We start from the raw sequence: 17,644 nt of genomic DNA on the forward strand, positions 1-17,644 counted from the left end.
ACAGTTCGGTATGCCCTTTCTGACGGCCAAAGCCTTTGACTTCCGTCACCGTCATGCCGGTAATGCCCACTTCAGCCAGCGCTTCGCGCACATCATCCAGTTTGAAAGGTTTAATAATCGCATCAATTTTTTTCATGGTATTACCGGTGTCCCCGCGCGGCGTTTTGTACTGTTAGTAATCGGTTGCTCACACTACCACAGCCTACTCTTTAAAGTCATTGGCCTCGAGTTCATGCCTGGCCAGTAATTTATAGAATTCGGTTCGGTTTACGCCCCGCCATGCGCGCGGGTGGTGACATTTGGTAATTTGCAGCAGCTTACGTAGGTAGTTTAGCTCGAACTGGTTACGGGCTTCGACAAATGTCGGCAAGGCGGTGTTTTCACCTTCCAGCGCCTGCTCCACCAGCGCTTCGCCAATCACCGGGGCTGAGGTCAGCGACGCACTGCTCAATCACGTTCACCAGTTGGCGCACGTTGCCGGCCAGCTTGCGGTCATCAGCCGCTTCATGGCATCGGTGGAGAAACTCCGAACGAACGGCTTGTGCCTGTCGGCCGACTGGCGTAACAAATGATTCGCCAGCAGCGGGATATCTTCGGCGCGTTCATGCAGCGCAGGAATTTTCAGGTTCACAACGTTAAGGCGATAGAAGAGATCTTCACGAAACTCTCCGCGCTCCATAGCTTTCGGCAAGTCCCGGTGCGTGGCGGAGATGATCCGCACGTCGATGTCCAGATCGCGGTTGCTGCAGCGGGAACTTTCCGCTCCTGCAAAACGCGCAGCAGCTTAACCTGCAGCGGGATAGGCATATCGCCGATTTCATCGAGAAAGAGCGTACCGCCTTCTGCCGCCTGGAACAGACCTTCGCGGCTGCTAACTGCTCCGGTAAATGCCCGCGAGCGTGGCCGAACAGCTCAGATTCAAGCAACTGTTCAGGCAGCGCGCCACAGTTAATCGCAATAAACGCTTTTTTGCTACGTGGGCTGGCGTTGTGTATCGCCTGGGCCAGAATCTCTTTCCCGGTGCCGCTTTGGCCGTTAATCAACACGCTAACGTCCGACTGTGCCACCATGCGCGTCTGCTCGAGCAAACGCTGCATAATCGGGCTGCGGGTCACAATGGTGTCACGCCACATGTCATCGCCAGCGATAACAGTGTGCTCAAGGGCATTGTCGATAGCCTGATAAAGCGCGTCTCTGTCCACCGGCTTGGTGAGGAAGCTGAATACACCCTGCTGTGTCGCCGCCACGGCATCAGGGATAGAACCGTGCGCTGTCAGAATGATCACCGGCATCCCGGCTGGCCTTTTTGGATCTCCGCGAACAGCGCCATGCCGTCCATTTCATCCATTCTGAGATCGCTTATCACCAGGTCGATTTTTTCTCGTGCCAGGACTTTCAGCCCCTCAGCACCGCTTTCCGCCGTGGTGACCGTATAGCCCTCGCTCGACAGGCGCATTCCCAGCAGCTTGAGCAGACCTGGGTCATCATCCACTAATAATAAGCGCGCGGGTTTCCTTTGCGTCATGGTTTTGCCTCCGGCTGCGATTTGTTTGACGTACCGCTATCGTCGTCATTGTCATCCGTGCTGTGCGTGTCGGGTGCAAGATTACTTCCCGGCTTGCGGCTGGAAAGCTGACGCTCAATGTCAGTCAGATTTTCCAGCTTGCGCGTAGTAAGATCGAGCTGGCTACGCAGGCGCTGCTGCTGCTCCGCAGCGTATCCAGCTCGCCGTCGGTTGACTGCTGCAGCTTGCTGTAGCGCGTGCGCTCATCCGAAAGTTTAAGCTGAGACTGTTGCCCGTCGCGCCAAATCTCAAACAGGGAACGTACCTGCACAGGCACTTCGCTGGTCATGGTGTCGAGCTGGGTCATGTAGCGGCGCGGCGCTCGGTCGGGGTAATTTTAGCCGTAGACAGCAAAATGCCGCGCTTAAACGTGTCCTGCCAGGTTTCTCTGCTGGCACTGGCGAGCTTCCGCGCGGGCTTCTGCCGGCGGCAGGCGCTGGGCGCAATCCATGCCGCGCAGCCAGTAAAGCGGGTTGCTGCTGACGTCATGCCCGTCAGATCCCATATTTCGGTGCAGTCCGTCGACAGGTAATCAGGAATTTGTTGTTCCGGAACATGCGGTTTGTGGGCCTCATCCAGGCTGCTGGACACGCTTGCGGGGGCGCATCCTGTCAACAGCGTCGCGCCAACGAGCGCCCCAGATACCAGCAAATCAGGCGAGTCAAAGACCCGCGGCGTGGTTCACGCAATAAAAGTACTTTCATCGTTTTAATCATTCTCAGGGAAAACCGGTAATTCGATACGGAAGCACACTTCCGCGCTGTTAGCATTGATCAGGCTAAGTTTTCCGTGCATACGTCGAATGCAATCCCTGGCGATACTTAACCCCAGCCCACTTCCCTTTACGGAGCCCTTCCGCTGGTGACTGCCCTGGAAGAAAGGCTCAAAAATCATCTCTTGTTCCGTGGCCGGAATTGGCTCGCCGGTATTCGCGACCTCAATGTACAGCATCGCGTCCACCTGCAAACTCCGGAGATAAATGGTACCGGATTCACTGCCATAGTGCACCGCATTGGAGTAGAGATTATCCAGCACGCTCATCAGCAGCGTCGCCTCTGCGAGGCAGGCTTTTGGGCTTAATTGAATATCGGTATGCATCATTTTAGCCCTCGCCGGCAGACAGTGGGCAGAGATAACCATCTCCACAATCGGAGCCAGCTCGACCCTTTCCAGCGTTACCGTGCCGTCCGCCAGCTTGCGGTTATAGTCCAGCAGCTGTTCAATCAGCTTTTGCAGGTGGCGACTGCTGTTGTCCAGAATGGCAACAACCTCTTTCTGGTCGGCATTGAGCGGCCCGGCAACCTGGTCAGCAAGCAGTTCCGTCCCTTCTCTCATGCTGGCGAGCGGCGTTTTTAACTCATGGGAAAGATGGCGGAGGAACTCGTGGCGCTGGGACTCAAGCCAGGACAAGCGCTCGCTTAACCAGACAATACGCTGGCCAACGGAACGCAGCTCACGCGGCCCTTTAAATACTTCGCTGTTGCCGAGAGAGCGCCCTTCCCCCAGCCGGTTGATCATCCGTTCGATACCCTTAACCGGTCCGATGATCATGCGGGTGAAGATAATGACCAGCCCCAGGCTGAGCAGAAACAGCACTAAGGCCTGCCAGCCGAAGAACTGGCCTCGTTCAGCAATTTCCTGCTGCAGCTGCTGTCCACGAGAGAACACCACCGCCGCGTGGCCTGCACCATTTCGGCATTGGTTGAGGCGAACTGTTCCAGTTGGTTTGCCGCAGGCGCTTCCGGCCCGCTGTTTTTACATTTCAGTTCAGCCAGATCGCTCAAGACTGGCTGAGCGATTGGTAGAGTTTCGGATCGGGTAATACGGAGGCGTGCGCCTCAAGCATTTGAGCGTAACGCTGGCGCTGCCCCTGATACAGTTGGGCAAGGCGCGAGTCATCAAGCACGCAGTATTGACGGTAGCTCCGCTCCATTTCCAGCGCAACATTGGTCATTGCTTCGCTGCGGCGGGCATCGGTCAGCGTGGTGCGGTTGGTCAACGCGGCCTGAGCACTCAGAGCGTTAAGGCTTTGCCACGCCTGCCACGCAAGCACCAGCAGCGGTACAAGCACCAATAAAAAGGCCATCATGACAAGCTGGCGTAAAGATCGAGGGAAAAAATGCCACTGGTTCAATAGCTTCATCTCACATTACCTGTATGACACGATGCTAGCCGCGATTGCGCGTGGTGGAAAGGTGCGATTCCCGGAAACAACAAAGGCAGGGTCAAAAACCCTGCCTTTGTTTAGGAATTAGGCGGCGCCTTACTCAACGTTTCGCCCGGAGCATGATAAGCCGAAAGGCATTTATCAAAAATCGGACGGTAGGCACCTTTTTGTGCGTCATTCGGCGGTTTATGTAGTCTGTCTGAAAAGACGCTGACATAAGAGATTGAATGAGCCACTGGGCCTTATTAAGCAGATATCGTGCCAACTTTACTCAAATCAATTCAATTCATTGTTTTAATTAATATTAAATCAAAAGATTAAGAATATATTGTGCGTGTTTTTTGTTCGCTGTGTCGCCATTTCACACACCTCTGCAACCTGCTCAATTACATCATTAAAAATCAATGAGTTAAATGTCTCTTTTTGGAGACACATTAAAAGCAGAAGTGTCGGGATTTAGTGACAAAAAAGCCCCTCACCCTGGCCCTCTCCCAAAGAGGAGAGGGAACTGGATCGGAGCCTGTCTGCTATTTCCCGCCCTCTAAAAGCAAAGGAGCAAGGGAGAAACCTTTTACGATTTTCCCCTCTCCCTTTTAGGGAGAGGGTCGGGGTGAGGGTAATCAACCCAGTTGCTTACGTGCGTTGCGGAAAATACGCATCCACGGGCTGTCTTCGCCCCACTCCGCCGGGTGCCAGGAATACTCACGGTGCGGAACACGCGCTCCGGGTGCGGCATCATGATAGTAACGCGCCCGCTTTCGTTGCTCACCGCGGTGATGCCGTTCGGCGAACCGTTCGGGTTAGCCGGGTAGGTTTCAGTTACGTTCGCGAAGTTATCCACGAAGCGCAGCGCCACCAGACTTTGCTTTCAAGCGCGGCGAGATGAGCGCGTCACGCACTTCCACACGACCTTCGCCGTGAGAAACGCGATAGGCATATGGGAACCGGCCATGCCCTGCAGCAGCAGCGACGGGTGGAGGTCACCTCAACCAGGCTGAAGCGCGCTTCAAAGCGATCGGACTGGTTACGCACAAAGCGCGGCCACAAATCACTGCCGGGGATCAGCTCACGCAGGTTGGACATCATCTGGCAGCCGTTGCAAACGCCAAGCGCCAGCGTTTCCGGGGCGATGGAAGAAGGTTTCGAACTCATCACGCACGCGAGCGTTGAACAGGATGGATTTCGCCCAGCCTTCACCCGCGCCCAGCACGTCACCGTAGGAGAAACCGCCGCACGCCACCAGCGTATGGAAGCTTTCCAGCCCGGTGCGGCCCGCCAGCAGGTCGCTCATATGCACGTCGATGGCGTCAAAGCCCGCACGGTGGAAGGCGGCCGCCATCTCAACGTGAGAGTTAACGCCCTGCTCACGCAGGATGGCCACTTTAGGACGCGCGCCCGTGGCGATGAACGGCCGCCGCAATATCTTCTTTGATATCGAAGTTCAGCTTCACGTTCAGGCCAGGATCGTTATCATTCGCCTTGGCGTTTGTGCTCTTCGTCCGCACAGGCCGGGTTATCACGCAGACGCTGCATCTGCCAGGTGGTTTCTGCCCACCACATACGCAGCGTGGTGCGGCTTTTCACTGAACACAGCGTGCCCGTCAGCGCTAATGGTGAAGCGGTCACCTTCGACAGCTTTACCGAGGTAATGGTACGCAGTCAGCCAGGCCATGCTTAGCCAGCAGCGCCTCAACGGCCTCGCGGTCTTCAGCGCGAATCTGGATCACGCCCGCCGAGCTCTTCGTTAACAATGCGGCCAGGCGATCGCTGCCAAGACCGGCAATATCAACCTCAACGCCACAGTGGCCGGTAAAGGCATTTCAGCCAGGGTCACCAGCAGCCCGCCGTCGGAGCGGTCGTGCCAGGCCAGCAGTTTGCGATCCGCCACCAGCGCCTGCATCGCGTCCCAGAAGCCTTTCAGCTGCTCAACGCTGCGAACGTCCGCAGGCTTATCGCCCAGTTGACGATAAACCTGGGACAGCGCGGTAGCGCCCAGCGCGTTATGGCCTTTGCCTAAATCGATTAGCAGCAGGGCGTTGTCTTCGATACTCAGCTGTGGCGTCACGGTGCCACGTACGTCTTCTACACGGGCAAACGCGGTGATCACCAGCGACAGCGGAGAAGTCATCTCGCGCTGCTCGTTACCTTCCTGCCAGCGGGTTTTCATCGACATGGAGTCTTTGCCCACCGGGATAGTGATCCCCAGCGCCGGGCAAAGTTCTTCGCCACGGCTTTAACCGCTTCATACAGGCCAGCATCTTCGCCAGGGTGACCGGCTGCGGCCATCCAGTTCGCGGAGAGCTTAATGCGCTTCAGGGAGCCAATTTGGGTCGCGGCAATGTTGGTTAAGGCTTCACCCACGGCCAGACGACCGGATGCCGCGAAGTCCAGCAGGGCCACCGGCGCGCGTTCACCGATAGACATCGCTTCACCGTAGTAGCTGTCCAGGCTGGCGGTAGTCACCGCGCAGTTGGCGACCGGGATCTGCCACGGACCAACCATCTGATCGCGGGACACCATGCCGGTTACCGTGCGGTCGCCGATGGTCACGAGGAAGGTTTTTTCAGCCACGGTCGGCAGGTGCAGAACGCGCTTCACCGCATCGGCAATGGAAATTTCGCTGCTGTTGAAGGCATCACCTTTCGCTTTCAGCGTCTCGACGTTGCGCTCCATCTTCGGCGTTTTGCCCAGCAGCACGTCCAGCGGCATGTCGATTGGCTGGTTATCAAAGTGGCTGTCGTTGAGCGTTAGATGCTGTTCGGTGGTGGCTTCACCAATCACCGCATACGGCGCACGCTCGCGGCGGCAAAGTTCATCAAACAGCGGCAATTGCTCTGGCGCAACGGCCAGCACATAGCGTTCCTGAGATTCGTTACACCAGACTTCGAGCGGGCTCATGCCCGGTTCGTCGTTGAGGATATCGCGCAGCTCGAAGCGGCCACCGCGTCCGCCATCGCTGACCAGCTCCGGCATGGCGTTGGACAGGCCACCCGCGCCAACGTCGTGGATAAACAGGATTGGGTTGTCGTCGCCCATCTGCCAGCAGCGGTCGATCACTTCCTGGCAGCGGCGTTCCATTTCCGGGTTGTCGCGCTGCACGGAAGCAAAATCTAAATCCGCATCAGACTGGCCGGAAGCCATCGAGGAAGCCGCCCCACCGCCCAGGCCGATGTTCATTGCCGGGCCACCCAGCACAATCAGCTTGGCGCCAGGAGTGATTTCGCCCTTCTGAACGTGGTCGGCACGAATGTTGCCGATCCCGCCCGCGAGCATAATAGGTTTGTGGTAGCCACGTAGCTCCACGCCGTTGTGGCTGTTCACCTGCTCTTCATAGGTACGGAAGTAGCCGGTCAGCGCCGGACGGCCAAATTCGTTGTTAAACGCCGCTCCGCCCAGAGGGCCTTCGGTCATGATATCCAGCGCGGTAACGATGCGGTCTGGCTTGCCGAAATCCTGCTCCCACGGCTGTTCGAAGCCCGGAATACGCAGGTTAGACACGGAGAAGCCCACCAGGCCAGCTTTTGGCTTAGCGCCGCGCCCGGTCGCGCCTTCATCGCGGATTTCACCGCCTGAGCCGGTTGCCGCGCCCGGCCACGGAGAGATGGCGGTCGGGTGGTTGTGGGTTTCAACCTTCATCAGGATATGCGCGTCTTCCTGGTGGAAGTCATAGCGCCCCGCTTCACGGTCGGCGAAGAAGCGGCCGACGGCGGAACCTTCCATCACCGCCGCGTTGTCTTTATAGGCAGACAGCACGTAATCCGGCGTTTTCTCGAAGGTGTTTTTGATCATTTTGAACAGCGACTTCGGCTGTTTCTGCCCGTCGATAATCCAGTCGGCGTTAAAGATTTTATGGCGGCAGTGCTCGGAGTTCGCCTGAGCAAACATGTACAGTTCGATGTCGTTCGGGTTGCGGCCAAGCTTGTTGAACGCATCCTGCAGGTAGTCAATTTCGTCTTCCGCCAGCGCCAGGCCGAGGCGAATGTTCGCTTCCACCAGCGCATCGCGCCCTTTCCCGAGCAGATCAACGCTCTGCACCGGAGCCGGCTGCTGCCGGGTAAACAGCTGCTGCGCGTCGTTCAGAGAGGTAAACACGCTCTCCATCATGCGGTCGTGCAGCAGAGCGCAACGTCCTGCAGCTGCTCTGCGGTCAGCGTACTGCCGGTAACATACCAGGCCACACCGCGCTCAAGGCGTTTAATCTGCGGCAGGTCACAGTTGTGGGCGATATCGGTAGCTTTAGAAGACCAGGGGGAGATGGTGCCAGGGCGCGGGGTCACCAGCAGCAGGGTGCCTTCCGGCGCATGCTCTGCGAGGGTTGGACCATATTTCAACAGCCGCTGCAGGCGGCAAGCTCGTCAGCGTTCAGCGGCGCTTCGAGGTCGGCAAAATGAACATACTCGGCATAAATATCGCTTACCGGGAGGTGAGCATCGTTGAAACGGGCCAGGAGTTTGTTAATACGAAATGCCGAAAGAGCAGAGCGAACCACGCAGAATTTCCATCATTAAAGATCTCTCGTCTTCAGGGCGAAGGCGGGGAAAACGGGCGTCATTATAGAGAATCCTCCGCCGCGACGAAACCGTTTGCGTAGAAATAACAGGCAGAAGTTTTTATTGCACGAAAAGTAAACGATATATTCTTAAAAAGTTGCTTACTGGCGTTTTCTTACGCAAAATGCGCCTCATTCACTGACGGGTTCAGACAAATCATGGTTATTGTTGGCTAAGGCTCATCCTGCCTGCAGAATGTTATCTATTTGAAAAGAATAAAGATTAATTATCTGCTTATCGGTATCGTCACCTTGTTGCTGGCAGTGGCTTTATGGCCCTCCATTCCAGGTTTCAATCAGGCCGAAAACCGTATCGCCGCGAATCAAAGCGCGGGGGGTTTTGCGCGTCAGTACCATTTCATCGCCGCTCACCTGGACGATGGTTAACGGCAAGGCGACAGGTCTCGATTACGAACTCGCGAAACAGTTTGCAGACTACCTGGGCGTGAAGCTGTTAGTGGTCGTGCGGCCAAACATTAACGCGCTGTTTGATGACCTGGACAATGACAACGCCGACCTGCTCGCCGCAGGCCTGGTGTATAACTCTCGCCGCAGCAGTGACTACCAGGCGGGGCCGACCTATTATTCCGTTTCGCAGCAGATGGTCTATCGCGTGGGTAGCCGCGCCCTAAGTCTCTTGGTGGCGTCAAGCCATCGCAGCTGGTGCTTTCTTCTGGCAGGCAGTGGTGAGCGATCTACAAAAGCTAAAAGATGCTCAGTACCCCGACCTGAGCTGGAGCATCGACGCCAAACAAACCAGCAACCAGCTCTTACAGCAGGTGGTTGATGGCAATATCGCGTTTACCATCTCGGACTCCATCGCCATCAGCCTCTTCCAGCGCGTACATCCTCAACTGGCCGTTGCCCTGGACGTTACCGATGAACAGCCTGTCACCTGGTTCTCTAAACGCGATGGTGACGACAGCATGAGCGCCGCACTGCTCGATTTCTATAATCAGATCAGCAGCGACGGCACGCTGGCAAGGGTTGAAGAGAAATACCTGGGCCATATCGGCGATTTTGATTACGTCGATACCCGAACCTTCCTGAACGCGGTGGATGCCGTTTTGCCGGAACTCCAGCCGCTGTTTGAAAAGTACTCCGACGACATTGACTGGCCGCTGCTCGCTGCAATTTCCTATCAGGAATCCCACTGGGATACCCACGCGACTTCACCTACGGGCGTGCGCGGGTTAATGATGCTGACAAAAAATACGGCCCAAAGCCTCGGTATCACCGACAGGCTGGATGCCGAACAGAGCATCAGCGGCGGCAGCCGGTATCTGAAAGATATGATGAGCAAAGTGCCGGCCACGGTACCGGAATACGAGCGCATCTGGTTCGCGCTGGCGGCCTATAACATGGGCTATGCCCACATGCTGGATGCCCGTCAGCTGACGGCCAAACAGAAAGGCAACCCGGACAGCTGGGCCGATGTGAAAACACGTCTGCCGTTGCTGAGCCTGAAGCCTTATTACAGCAAAACAACCTATGGATATGCTCGTGGACACGAGGCTTACGCGTATGTAGAAAACATTCGCAAGTATCAGCTAAGTCTGGAAGGATATTTGCAGGAGAAACAGAAGAAGGCGCTCCAGGCGGACAAGTTTGCCGAGGCTTACCCTACGGTTGCTCCGGTTGAACTGGCTAGTCCGTCTTACGGGCCTTTTCCTTTAGGGCCTTTTTCTCAAGGCGACGAGCGCGAAAAAAATCGCTCAGCATGGCTGAGCACTCTGTCGCGAGCACCCCTTCACTGACCTGCACCTGATGGTTCATTCCCGGGTGGCCGAGCACGTCCATCAGCGAGCCTATCGCCCCGGTTTTAGCGTCACGCGCCCCAAACACTAAATGGCCAATGCGGCTATGCACCATCGCCCCCGCGCACATGACGCAAGGTTCGAGCGTGACATAGAGCGTGGTATCCAGCAGACGGTAATTTTGCAGTACCAGCCCGCCCTGTCGCAGCGCCATGATCTCCGCGTGAGCCGTAGGATCGTGGCGACCTATCGGGCGATTCCAGCCTTCACCTATGACCTGATTATTGTGTACCAGCACCGCACCAACGGGCACTTCGCCTTCATCCCAGGCTCTCTGAGCAAGGGTCAGGGCGTGTCGCATCCAGTGTTCATGGGTAAATTCTGTGTCTGACACAATGCTCTCCGCGGCAAAAGTGGGCGGCGCATTATACACACCGCTTAACGGATTCAAAACGCCTCACTCGAGCTGCTGCAGTTCTCCCTGAGGCGTAACGCGCCACCGATGCTCGCAGAAAAACAGCAGAGGATTATCCTGATGACTATCGCTGTAGCCGCTGTACAGGCGCAGCGGCGCGCCAAGATGCTGCTCCAGTTGCACCACCTTCTCATGGCCGAGACAGCGCAGGGTCAATATCCAGCCGCCGTGAGCCCGTGCAATCTGGCTGGCAATGACTTTGACCTCCGGCAGCCAGGGCGTATCAAAATAGACTTTTTCCACCAGCGGCTGCGGCGAGCCGGTAATCAGCCAGACGTCGGCATCCGGGCTGTGCAGATAATCCGTGAGGCGCTGCTGGACGACGGGGAATGCCCTCACCTTCTGCCGGAACCAGGCGACAAATTCGCTTTGCAGCTGCTGAAGCCGGGCCTCGCTGCGCCCAAACGTGATACCCATAACAGCAGGCTCATCGGCTGTCGGGCCGCACTGCCTTTGATCAGCATCATGCCGCCAATCAGCGGCAGCAACATAATAACCAACGGCACGTTCAGCGGCAGGCGGCGCAGGAGATAAAACATGAAGCTGCCGAACATGTCCTGCTGATGCAGGGTGCCATCCAGGTCAAAAAAGATGACGCGGCGCGGGTGATGAGGTGTCAATTCAGGCTCCTTTGGGACTCGCGTTCACGAAACGACGCAAGCTAAAGCCTAACAGATAGCCCCGTGATTTTCCGCGCGCTTTCCAGGCTGAACACAACAGAATATTTAATTCGGAAACATTGCTCTATAATGGAATTTATAATTCGCTCAGATGCTTACCAAAGCAAGTCGTTATCAGAATTGCCGCCCCGGAGGTGAAATGAACTGTTTACTGCGCATTCGAAGCCGTTACGCCATGCTGGCCCAAAGCGACCGCAAGCTGGCCGACTTTTTGCTCGCTGAGCCCGATCACGCACGCCATCTCAGTTCACAACAGCTGGCGGAAGAAGCCGGTGTCAGTCAGTCCAGCGTCGTAAAATTCGCGCAGAAACTGGGGTTCAAGGGCTTCCCGGCGATGAAACTGGCTATCAGTGAAGCGCTGGCAAGCGGCCAAAACCCTAACTCTGTCCCGGTTCACAACCAAATTTTAGGTGACGATCCGCTGAGGCTTGTTGGGGAAAAATTGATAAAAGAGAACATCGCGGCGATGCACGCCACGCTGGATATTAATGCAGAAGATAAATTGCTGGCGAGCGTTTCGCTGCTGCGCAATGCGCGGCGCGTGCTGCTCGTGGGAATAGGCGCGTCTGGCCTGGTAGCGAAGAATTTCTCGTGGAAGTTGATGAAGATTGGTATTCACGCCGTCGCCGAGCAGGATATGCATGCCCTGCTCGCAACGGTGCAGGCGATGACGCCGGAAGACGTACTGCTTGCCATTTCCTACTCGGGCGAGCGCCGTGAGATCAATCTGGCTGCCGATGAAGCGCTGAACGCCGGGGCGAAAATCCTCGCGATTACCGGCTTCACGCCTAACGCCCTACAGCAGCGCGCCAGCCTGTGCCTGTATACCATCGCGGAAGAACAGGCCACGCGCAGCGCCGCAATTTCCTCCACCAGCGCCCAGATGATGCTGACCGATCTGCTGTTTATGGCCCTGGTGCAGCAGGACCTGGAAAACGCGCCGGAGCGGATCCGCCAGAGCGAGGCGCTGGTGAAGAAGCTGGTTTAGGGTTTCGCATTTGCCGGAAATTTTTTATACAGCGTAGAGACGCCGACATCATAAATAATCGCCACCTGCTGCCTTGTTTCTCCGGCGGCAATTAACCTCCCGGCCTGCGCCCATTGCATTGCCGACAGTTTAGGCCGCCGCCCGCCAATTCGCCCTTCCGCTCTTGCCGCAGCCAGTCCGGCCCGGGTTCTTTCGACGATAAGCTCGCGTTCCATCTCGGCCAACGCACCCATTACGTGAAAGAAAAACCGCCCCATTGGCGTAGAGGTATCAATGCTGTCCGTCAGGCTGCGGAAGTTAATCCCGCGCGAACGCAGCTCTTCAATCAGCGAAACAAGGTGACGCATGCTGCGCCCAAGCCGGTCAAGCTTCCAGACGACCAATGTGTCACCTTCGCTGAGAGTTCTGAGTACCTTTTTTAACCCTGGCCTGTCCGCCGTTTTACCGCTGATTTTATCCTCAAAAATCAGCTCACATCCTGCACACTCCAGCGCATTTTTCTGTAGCGCGGTGTTTTGGTCATTTGTTGACACCCTGACATAGCCTACCAGCATGACGTTTTGCCTCATAAAAGGCTGAAAGCATGCCACGGCGCGGCAGGATGTGCATTTTCTTAAAGGTTGGTTTGGGGGAGGGGTCGGCTTTACCTGTGGGTGTGCCTGTGCCGTGGGCATTGTCGGCAGCACCTATAGGATGGTTGAAATGTAATGGTGCGGCATTTTCAGCGGCTCAATATCCAAAGCTTGCACAGGTATATCCAGCGCTTGTATTGCCTGATTTACGTGGGATTTTTATTAGGGGGTTTGATGATGGGAGAAATATTGATCCAGGGAGAAATCTTTTATCATTCGCATCAGATAAATTGAGGTCACATACACATTCATTGTTATTTGGTAATGGTGATGGGGGTGAGGTTCCTGCTGTGCATGAAGCTTTCCGAAAAAGTTCTTCGTTAATTTATTATGCAGCCTCGGGGAAAAGTGGGCTTTATATAAGTCCTGAAGGTGACAATGAAACAGCACCGTGCAACATCGTCTTTAACTATATTGTAAGGGCAGCATAATGAATAAGGCTAAATTAAATAACGAACAAATAGCTCTGGTTGCAGGTGATATTCTTATTTATAGCTATGATGAGAGAACCAGAGAATTAATTTTTTCATCCGTTGAATATATTCCTTTAGGTGTTGGAATACCTGCATACTCATGTGTTGAACAACCGGGTGAAAGTAAAAAAGGTTTTGCCATTTGCCGAAATGCCAATCTTACGGCTTGGGAATATATCCCCGACCACAGAGGGGAAACGGTTTATAGCAAGCTTGATGGTGAAAAAATCACTATTTCAACACTAGGTGACTACCCATCGGACACAACGACAACCCCCCCTGCAACTGTCTATGATAAATGGAACGGCGAAAAATGGGTAACAGATGTTGTTGCGAAGAAAGCAGGAGATATTTCTGATGCAGAACTAAAACGGAAAACGCTGCTAAGCGAAGCAAACAATACCACTGCGGATTGGCGAACGGAACTCACCCTCGGTGTTATCAGCGATTCTGATAAAGAAAATCTTATTGCCTGGATGGAATATATCAAAGCGGTGAAAGCGATAGATACCTCCACCGCACCTGATATCGAATGGCCTACTGTTCCAAATCAGTAACATCAATTAATATGGGCTCGCCGTTTTCATTAACTGCGAGCATCTTTCCTTGTGGCATATATGATGATGTAAAAAACCAATTATCATCCGGCAACATAATAGCGCCAGCAGTATTATGTATATCCGGCAAAGCCTCAGTCATTGTTGCAGAATTAAAATAACGCATAGTGTTCTCTTTATTAATTAGATGGGCAGTAAACATGCCAGGAGAATCCATATCCTGATGGACTCCCATTTGCCAATTGACAGCGGGCTTTGAATCCGCTGGTTGTAATTGTGTTATCAACAACCATAGAAACATGCAATTGCTGAACTGAAGAACCAAGGTCTACGCTTAAATGCTCAGCTATAGAGATATTTACGGCCACTTTTGGCAAGGTTATAGGAAAAGTAACGGTCGCAAGACCCTCTACAATAGTTGAGTTATAGCCACTCAACTCTATAGAGCCATCTGACCAGATTGTCCAATTTCCATTAGCATTTGTCCCCCGGCTAGTGACAAACTTCGCATCCCCCAAACCAAGATTTGCGAGAGCCGAAGAAACCGCTGTGGCGCCATCAGCCTTAATATCCGCGAAGGGATTCTGGCGGCTGAGATATTGCTTCCCGAAGCCGGAAGTAAGCTTCGCGAGGAAAGCGGCAATATCACCGTCATCCAGCACGTCCTGGCCACTTTTATCGCTGACGAACTGCGCCAGCGCGGCGGCAATAAAGGACGTCTGGCGCAGCGCCTTGTTCACCTGAGCGCTGCTAGCCTTACCGCCGGTAAAACCGCTTAACAGCGCGGGCAAATTTTCCCATTCATTTTGCGGCGTGACGTTGGCGTCAGGCCGGGTTGCAAAAGGTTTAAACTGATTTGTAGCCATTAGAGTTTTCTCTCCCATGCGCCGTCGTCAAAACCGGCGATATAGTGATTGTTGATATCAAAGCCAAAGAATTTGCCGCCCTGCGACGGCGCTTCCACCGACGGGGTCTGAATATCTCCCGCCCAGACGCCCGCCGCTTTCACCGTCAGGTATCCCTGTTTAATGGCCGCGAGAAGCTCGAGGGACACGTCAGCGATATCCGTTTCCGGCAGCACCCAGACAGAAATGGTCATGTCCTGGTTGTCGACGATTTGCATTCGCAGCCCCGCCCCTGCCGTGGCGGCATCCAGAATTGCGGGCAGCGTGTCGTTCTGCCCGTCCCAGTTGTTCATCGCGATTTTTGCCTTGAGGATGATGCGGTAGGTTTCATCGCTCAGTGAGGTGTAGCCTGCATCGGGATCGTAAGGCCCCTGCCACACGCCCTGGTCGTAGCCCAGGCCGTCGGTGTCCCAGCTAAAATAGACGCCGGAAATGGGCTGACTGACGATGCGGCTTCGCCCAATCCACAGTCCCAGCGCATCAAGCTGAACCCCAACCGCAGTGTCGATATCAAATGCGTTGATCAGGCTTACGGTTGTATTAGCGGTCTCAGTGAAAGGACGGGTGCTCAGATCAACGTGGGCAAAAAACAGGGGCTTGCTGGCGTGGTAGCTGGTGATGCGCCCGGTATATTTACTCATGCGCTCACCATGATATTGATGTTGTCCACGCTGCAGGAGGCCGCTTCGCTGTAGCCGATATTGACGTTAGCCGCCGCGACCGCAGAGGAGGATTTACCGATCAGCAAGTCGGTGATGTCGTAATACCGCGCTTTTCCGCCGCTAACCACGCCGAGGTTGGCCGGGGAGTAAATGCGGCTCAGCAGCACGCTATCGCCAATGCCAAGGCCATTGATATAGTCGGCAATCGCCTGTTTCATCTGCTCGCTGATTTGTGACGTATAGCCGGTGAACACTTTCAGCACGATGTCGACGTAAACCGGCACATTGCCGGGGCGCGAAAATGCAATCGAGTGGGGATTACCGTAGAGATCGGGCACCACAATGGACGTTGCGCCAAAGGTGGCGACGCCCTGCCCCTTTTTGCCCCTGATCGTCTGGGCAATGTCCGTCACATCCCCGCCGTCCACAATCGCGGCAATGGAATGCGGAGGCAGACCATTGGCGTTGACAGTGCCGGTATCATTTTCGTAGAGCTTATGCCGTGTTACGCCTGCTATGTTGGCAATCGCTCCTTCAACCGCTTCGAACGGCGTGAGCGCAGGCAAGGCAACGCTCTGCGACTGCCGGATGCGCAATTCGGCATCGGTTTCCGGCGCCACGCCCGGCGTGGCAGCCTGAGGGTTCGTGACCGCAGTCCAGCCGCGCGTTGGGGTGCCCATAATGGTAATAGACCCCGCAGGGGCTGCCATTACGCCGCTGCTGGCACAGGTTGCGGTGGCGATGACTGAGCCATCGACGCCTATCGACACCACCTCAGGCAATAACCACGTCACGCCGCTGTCATCCCTGACGGAACCGCGGGTGATGGTCGTGCCGGGAATGCCCGTCAACAGCAGATCGACCGTCGAGAAAGTCGCTGCCCGCCTGACAATACCGTTGATCTTAACGTTGCTCGATAACGCCCGCCCCATCGCCGTCGCAGGCGAAAAGCTGTTGTAGGCGGCAATCGCCGCGTTGTTGGCGTCGTGAATGGCCAGCGCCACCAGCGAGATAAGCTGCCCGTCTTTGCTGTCCGGCTCCAGGTACGCATCGGTGCCGTAGATTTGCCTGAACGCATCCATCAAAGTCCCTAACAGGCTTTGATAATCAGGCGCGGTTATCCCCTGGGCCGTTACCGTTGCCGATAACCCCAGCGTTTCAGAATTGAGGGCCATTTATGCCTCGCTGTTTATAGTGGTGGGACCGTAAACGGTGTCGATGGTGGCGTTGAAGGTTACGGTGCGTTTTTCAGTGCGCGCGGCGGTGACCTCCAGCACGGACTTAACGCCCATGGTCTGGCTGACGCGGTCAATCAGCATTAATACCCAGGTGTCATCCTGCTGCTTGCCAAGCACGGACTGGCGGTAAGGTGTGCCGGTACGATTGTCCAGAAACCACTCGCCCTGCCACAGCTTGAGCCGGGTACTAACCGCCTGAGCCACGCACTCCGGCGAGTTTTCCAGGAAGGTGTTTTCTCCCTGACCAAAGGTGTAATCTCCGTCGCTGTTCTCTCTGCGGTATTTCATACCGGACCTCCCGTGTTCGCCCCGCCGGACTGCACGCCACCGTGGCGATGCTTCGTCAGGCTTATTCCGCTGGCCGAGACATCACCGCTCACGGTCACGTTGCCTTTGATATTGACCTCACCGGTCAGATCAATGCTGGCCGCCGTCGCAGTGAGTTTTCCCGGCGTAGCGAGCGTGATCCCGTGGCTGCCGGGATCCAGCTCCACAAAGGCTTTGCCGTCTTCGCTGCGCAGTTGAACCGCCGTGGGGCTGATGCCGCTGATTTTTTTCGCCTGTGACTGAGGGCCGGGCAACACGAAGGCGTCAGACAACGAATGCTGCCGGGCATCAACTGGCTCCTGAATACCCCCGCTTTGCCACCAAAAATCGATGGCGCGATCGGCGAAAATAACCAGGCATTCGTCCCCCTTTTTCAGCGGAAACGTCAGCGAGCAGCCTCCGCCATGCGGGAAAACAACAGGCACATCCACCAGCAGCGGATAATTGACCGGAGACACAGATCCGTCTCTGGCAAACTGCGTGCCTCTGATTGCTGGCGCCACTTCGCAGGTCACTGAAGCGGGGTCGAAAGACTGAATAATGCCGGGTAACGCGACCCGAAGATCGTTGCTTAATGCGGCCCGGCTGGCCGCAAGCGTATCGGCCAGCTCACCGCTGAGAGCCGAAGTCGTCAGAGCCATGATTCCTCCAGGGATAAAAAAACCCGCAA

The 17,644-nt window shown here is 55.5% G+C and carries 18 protein-coding genes and 7 pseudogenes; 4 read left to right on the top strand and 21 right to left on the bottom strand.

All coding sequences use genetic code 11. The annotated features are described in order from the left end of the window. Window position 1 precedes the first annotated feature (1 nt). The 12 genes and pseudogenes from LH86_RS00005 to LH86_RS22995 form a co-directional block, all read right to left on the bottom strand. Window positions 2-136: pseudogene (locus tag LH86_RS00005) on the bottom strand (P-II family nitrogen regulator); the annotation flags it as partial. A 66-nt stretch (window positions 137-202) separates the two neighbouring features. Then, a pseudogene (gene glrR / locus LH86_RS22950) lies at window positions 203-1,525 on the bottom strand (two-component system response regulator GlrR). Next, window positions 1,522-2,280 (bottom strand): annotated as a pseudogene (qseG, locus tag LH86_RS22955) (two-component system QseEF-associated lipoprotein QseG). Before qseG ends, glrR begins: the two co-directional pseudogenes overlap by 4 nt. Beyond that, window positions 2,273-3,707: pseudogene (locus LH86_RS00020) on the bottom strand (sensor histidine kinase). Before LH86_RS00020 ends, qseG begins: the two co-directional pseudogenes overlap by 8 nt. 595 nt (window positions 3,708-4,302) lie before the next feature. After that, window positions 4,303-4,587 carry a phosphoribosylformylglycinamidine synthase subunit PurQ gene (locus LH86_RS22960; RefSeq protein ID WP_419656275.1) on the bottom strand — a complete coding sequence of 95 codons (285 nt, stop codon included), beginning with the start codon at window positions 4,585-4,587 and terminating at the stop codon, window positions 4,303-4,305. Between the two features lie 35 nt (window positions 4,588-4,622). After that, window positions 4,623-4,883: a phosphoribosylformylglycinamidine synthase subunit PurQ gene (locus LH86_RS22965; protein ID WP_419656277.1), complete on the bottom strand. Its 261-nt coding sequence runs from the start codon at window positions 4,881-4,883 to the stop codon at window positions 4,623-4,625. Then, window positions 4,798-5,151: a phosphoribosylformylglycinamidine synthase subunit PurQ gene (locus LH86_RS22970; protein WP_419656279.1), complete on the bottom strand. Its 354-nt coding sequence runs from the start codon at window positions 5,149-5,151 to the stop codon at window positions 4,798-4,800. The genes LH86_RS22965 and LH86_RS22970 overlap by 86 nt, the downstream gene beginning before the upstream one ends. Window positions 5,152-5,201: 50 nt before the next feature. Further along, the gene (locus tag LH86_RS22975; protein ID WP_419656281.1) at window positions 5,202-5,357 is read right to left on the bottom strand and encodes a hypothetical protein; all 156 of its coding nucleotides are present in this window, start codon (window positions 5,355-5,357) and stop codon (window positions 5,202-5,204) included. 118 nt (window positions 5,358-5,475) lie between these two features. Next, window positions 5,476-5,904, bottom strand: a complete 429-nt coding sequence (locus tag LH86_RS22980; protein WP_419657220.1) for an AIR synthase-related protein — start codon at window positions 5,902-5,904, stop codon at window positions 5,476-5,478. Beyond that, a pseudogene (purL, locus tag LH86_RS22985) lies at window positions 5,878-7,835 on the bottom strand (phosphoribosylformylglycinamidine synthase); the annotation flags it as partial. The gene LH86_RS22980 and the pseudogene purL, both read right to left, overlap by 27 nt. Beyond that, the gene (locus LH86_RS22990) at window positions 7,832-8,062 is read right to left on the bottom strand and encodes a hypothetical protein (protein WP_039297287.1); all 231 of its coding nucleotides are present in this window, start codon (window positions 8,060-8,062) and stop codon (window positions 7,832-7,834) included. The gene LH86_RS22990 and the pseudogene purL, both read right to left, overlap by 4 nt. Continuing rightward, a complete protein-coding gene (locus tag LH86_RS22995; RefSeq protein ID WP_419656283.1) occupies window positions 8,059-8,220 on the bottom strand; it encodes a hypothetical protein in 162 nt (53 codons plus the stop codon). The genes LH86_RS22990 and LH86_RS22995 overlap by 4 nt, the downstream gene beginning before the upstream one ends. 267 nt (window positions 8,221-8,487) lie before the next feature. Between LH86_RS22995 and mltF the strand changes: the two are divergent. Beyond that, window positions 8,488-10,037 (top strand): annotated as a pseudogene (gene mltF, locus LH86_RS00035) (membrane-bound lytic murein transglycosylase MltF). Here the strand turns inward: mltF and tadA are convergent. Together tadA and yfhb are read right to left on the bottom strand one after the other, a co-directional pair. Next, entirely contained in the window at window positions 9,928-10,398 is a 471-nt protein-coding gene (tadA, locus tag LH86_RS21770) for a tRNA adenosine(34) deaminase TadA (RefSeq protein ID WP_286175196.1), read from the bottom strand. The pseudogene mltF and the gene tadA sit on opposite strands and share 110 nt — an antisense overlap. A gap of 96 nt (window positions 10,399-10,494) precedes the next feature. After that, window positions 10,495-11,066: pseudogene (yfhb, locus tag LH86_RS00045) on the bottom strand (phosphatidylglycerophosphatase C). Between the two features lie 265 nt (window positions 11,067-11,331). Between yfhb and LH86_RS00050 the strand changes: the two are divergent. Then, a complete protein-coding gene (locus LH86_RS00050; RefSeq protein ID WP_039297293.1) occupies window positions 11,332-12,180 on the top strand; it encodes a MurR/RpiR family transcriptional regulator in 849 nt (282 codons plus the stop codon). On the opposite strand, the gene LH86_RS00055 is transcribed toward LH86_RS00050, so the two are convergent. Continuing rightward, a complete protein-coding gene (locus LH86_RS00055) occupies window positions 12,177-12,734 on the bottom strand; it encodes a recombinase family protein (RefSeq protein WP_039297296.1) in 558 nt (185 codons plus the stop codon). The two genes, LH86_RS00050 and LH86_RS00055, sit on opposite strands and share 4 nt — an antisense overlap. Window positions 12,735-12,763: 29 nt before the next feature. On the opposite strand from LH86_RS00055, the gene LH86_RS21775 reads away from it, so the two are divergent. Next, a complete protein-coding gene (locus tag LH86_RS21775) occupies window positions 12,764-13,243 on the top strand; it encodes a phage tail protein (protein ID WP_071842800.1) in 480 nt (159 codons plus the stop codon). After that, window positions 13,243-13,842: a tail fiber assembly protein gene (locus LH86_RS00060; protein WP_039297299.1), complete on the top strand. Its 600-nt coding sequence runs from the start codon at window positions 13,243-13,245 to the stop codon at window positions 13,840-13,842. The genes LH86_RS21775 and LH86_RS00060 overlap by 1 nt, the downstream gene beginning before the upstream one ends. Here LH86_RS00060 and LH86_RS21780 read toward each other — a convergent pair. From LH86_RS21780 to LH86_RS00085, 6 genes are read right to left on the bottom strand one after another with little or no spacing between them, the layout of a single operon-like run. After that, window positions 13,823-14,008 carry a hypothetical protein gene (locus LH86_RS21780; protein ID WP_039306461.1) on the bottom strand — a complete coding sequence of 62 codons (186 nt, stop codon included), beginning with the start codon at window positions 14,006-14,008 and terminating at the stop codon, window positions 13,823-13,825. The two genes, LH86_RS00060 and LH86_RS21780, sit on opposite strands and share 20 nt — an antisense overlap. A gap of 13 nt (window positions 14,009-14,021) precedes the next feature. Further along, window positions 14,022-14,708 (bottom strand): hypothetical protein, encoded by a 687-nt coding sequence (locus LH86_RS22385; protein ID WP_081942985.1) that lies wholly within the window; start codon window positions 14,706-14,708, stop codon window positions 14,022-14,024. Beyond that, window positions 14,708-15,388, bottom strand: a complete 681-nt coding sequence (locus tag LH86_RS00070) for a DUF2612 domain-containing protein (RefSeq protein WP_039297303.1) — start codon at window positions 15,386-15,388, stop codon at window positions 14,708-14,710. The genes LH86_RS22385 and LH86_RS00070 overlap by 1 nt, the downstream gene beginning before the upstream one ends. Further along, window positions 15,385-16,584 (bottom strand): baseplate J/gp47 family protein, encoded by a 1,200-nt coding sequence (locus LH86_RS00075; protein WP_039297306.1) that lies wholly within the window; start codon window positions 16,582-16,584, stop codon window positions 15,385-15,387. The genes LH86_RS00070 and LH86_RS00075 overlap by 4 nt, the downstream gene beginning before the upstream one ends. Continuing rightward, a complete protein-coding gene (locus tag LH86_RS00080) occupies window positions 16,585-16,935 on the bottom strand; it encodes a hypothetical protein (RefSeq protein ID WP_039297308.1) in 351 nt (116 codons plus the stop codon). Continuing rightward, entirely contained in the window at window positions 16,932-17,615 is a 684-nt protein-coding gene (locus tag LH86_RS00085; protein WP_039297311.1) for a Gp138 family membrane-puncturing spike protein, read from the bottom strand. The genes LH86_RS00080 and LH86_RS00085 overlap by 4 nt, the downstream gene beginning before the upstream one ends. Between the last annotated feature and the right edge of the window lie 29 nt (window positions 17,616-17,644).

The sequence above is a fragment of the Cedecea neteri genome (assembly GCF_000758325.1).
In the GTDB taxonomy this organism is placed as follows: domain Bacteria; phylum Pseudomonadota; class Gammaproteobacteria; order Enterobacterales; family Enterobacteriaceae; genus Cedecea; species Cedecea neteri_B.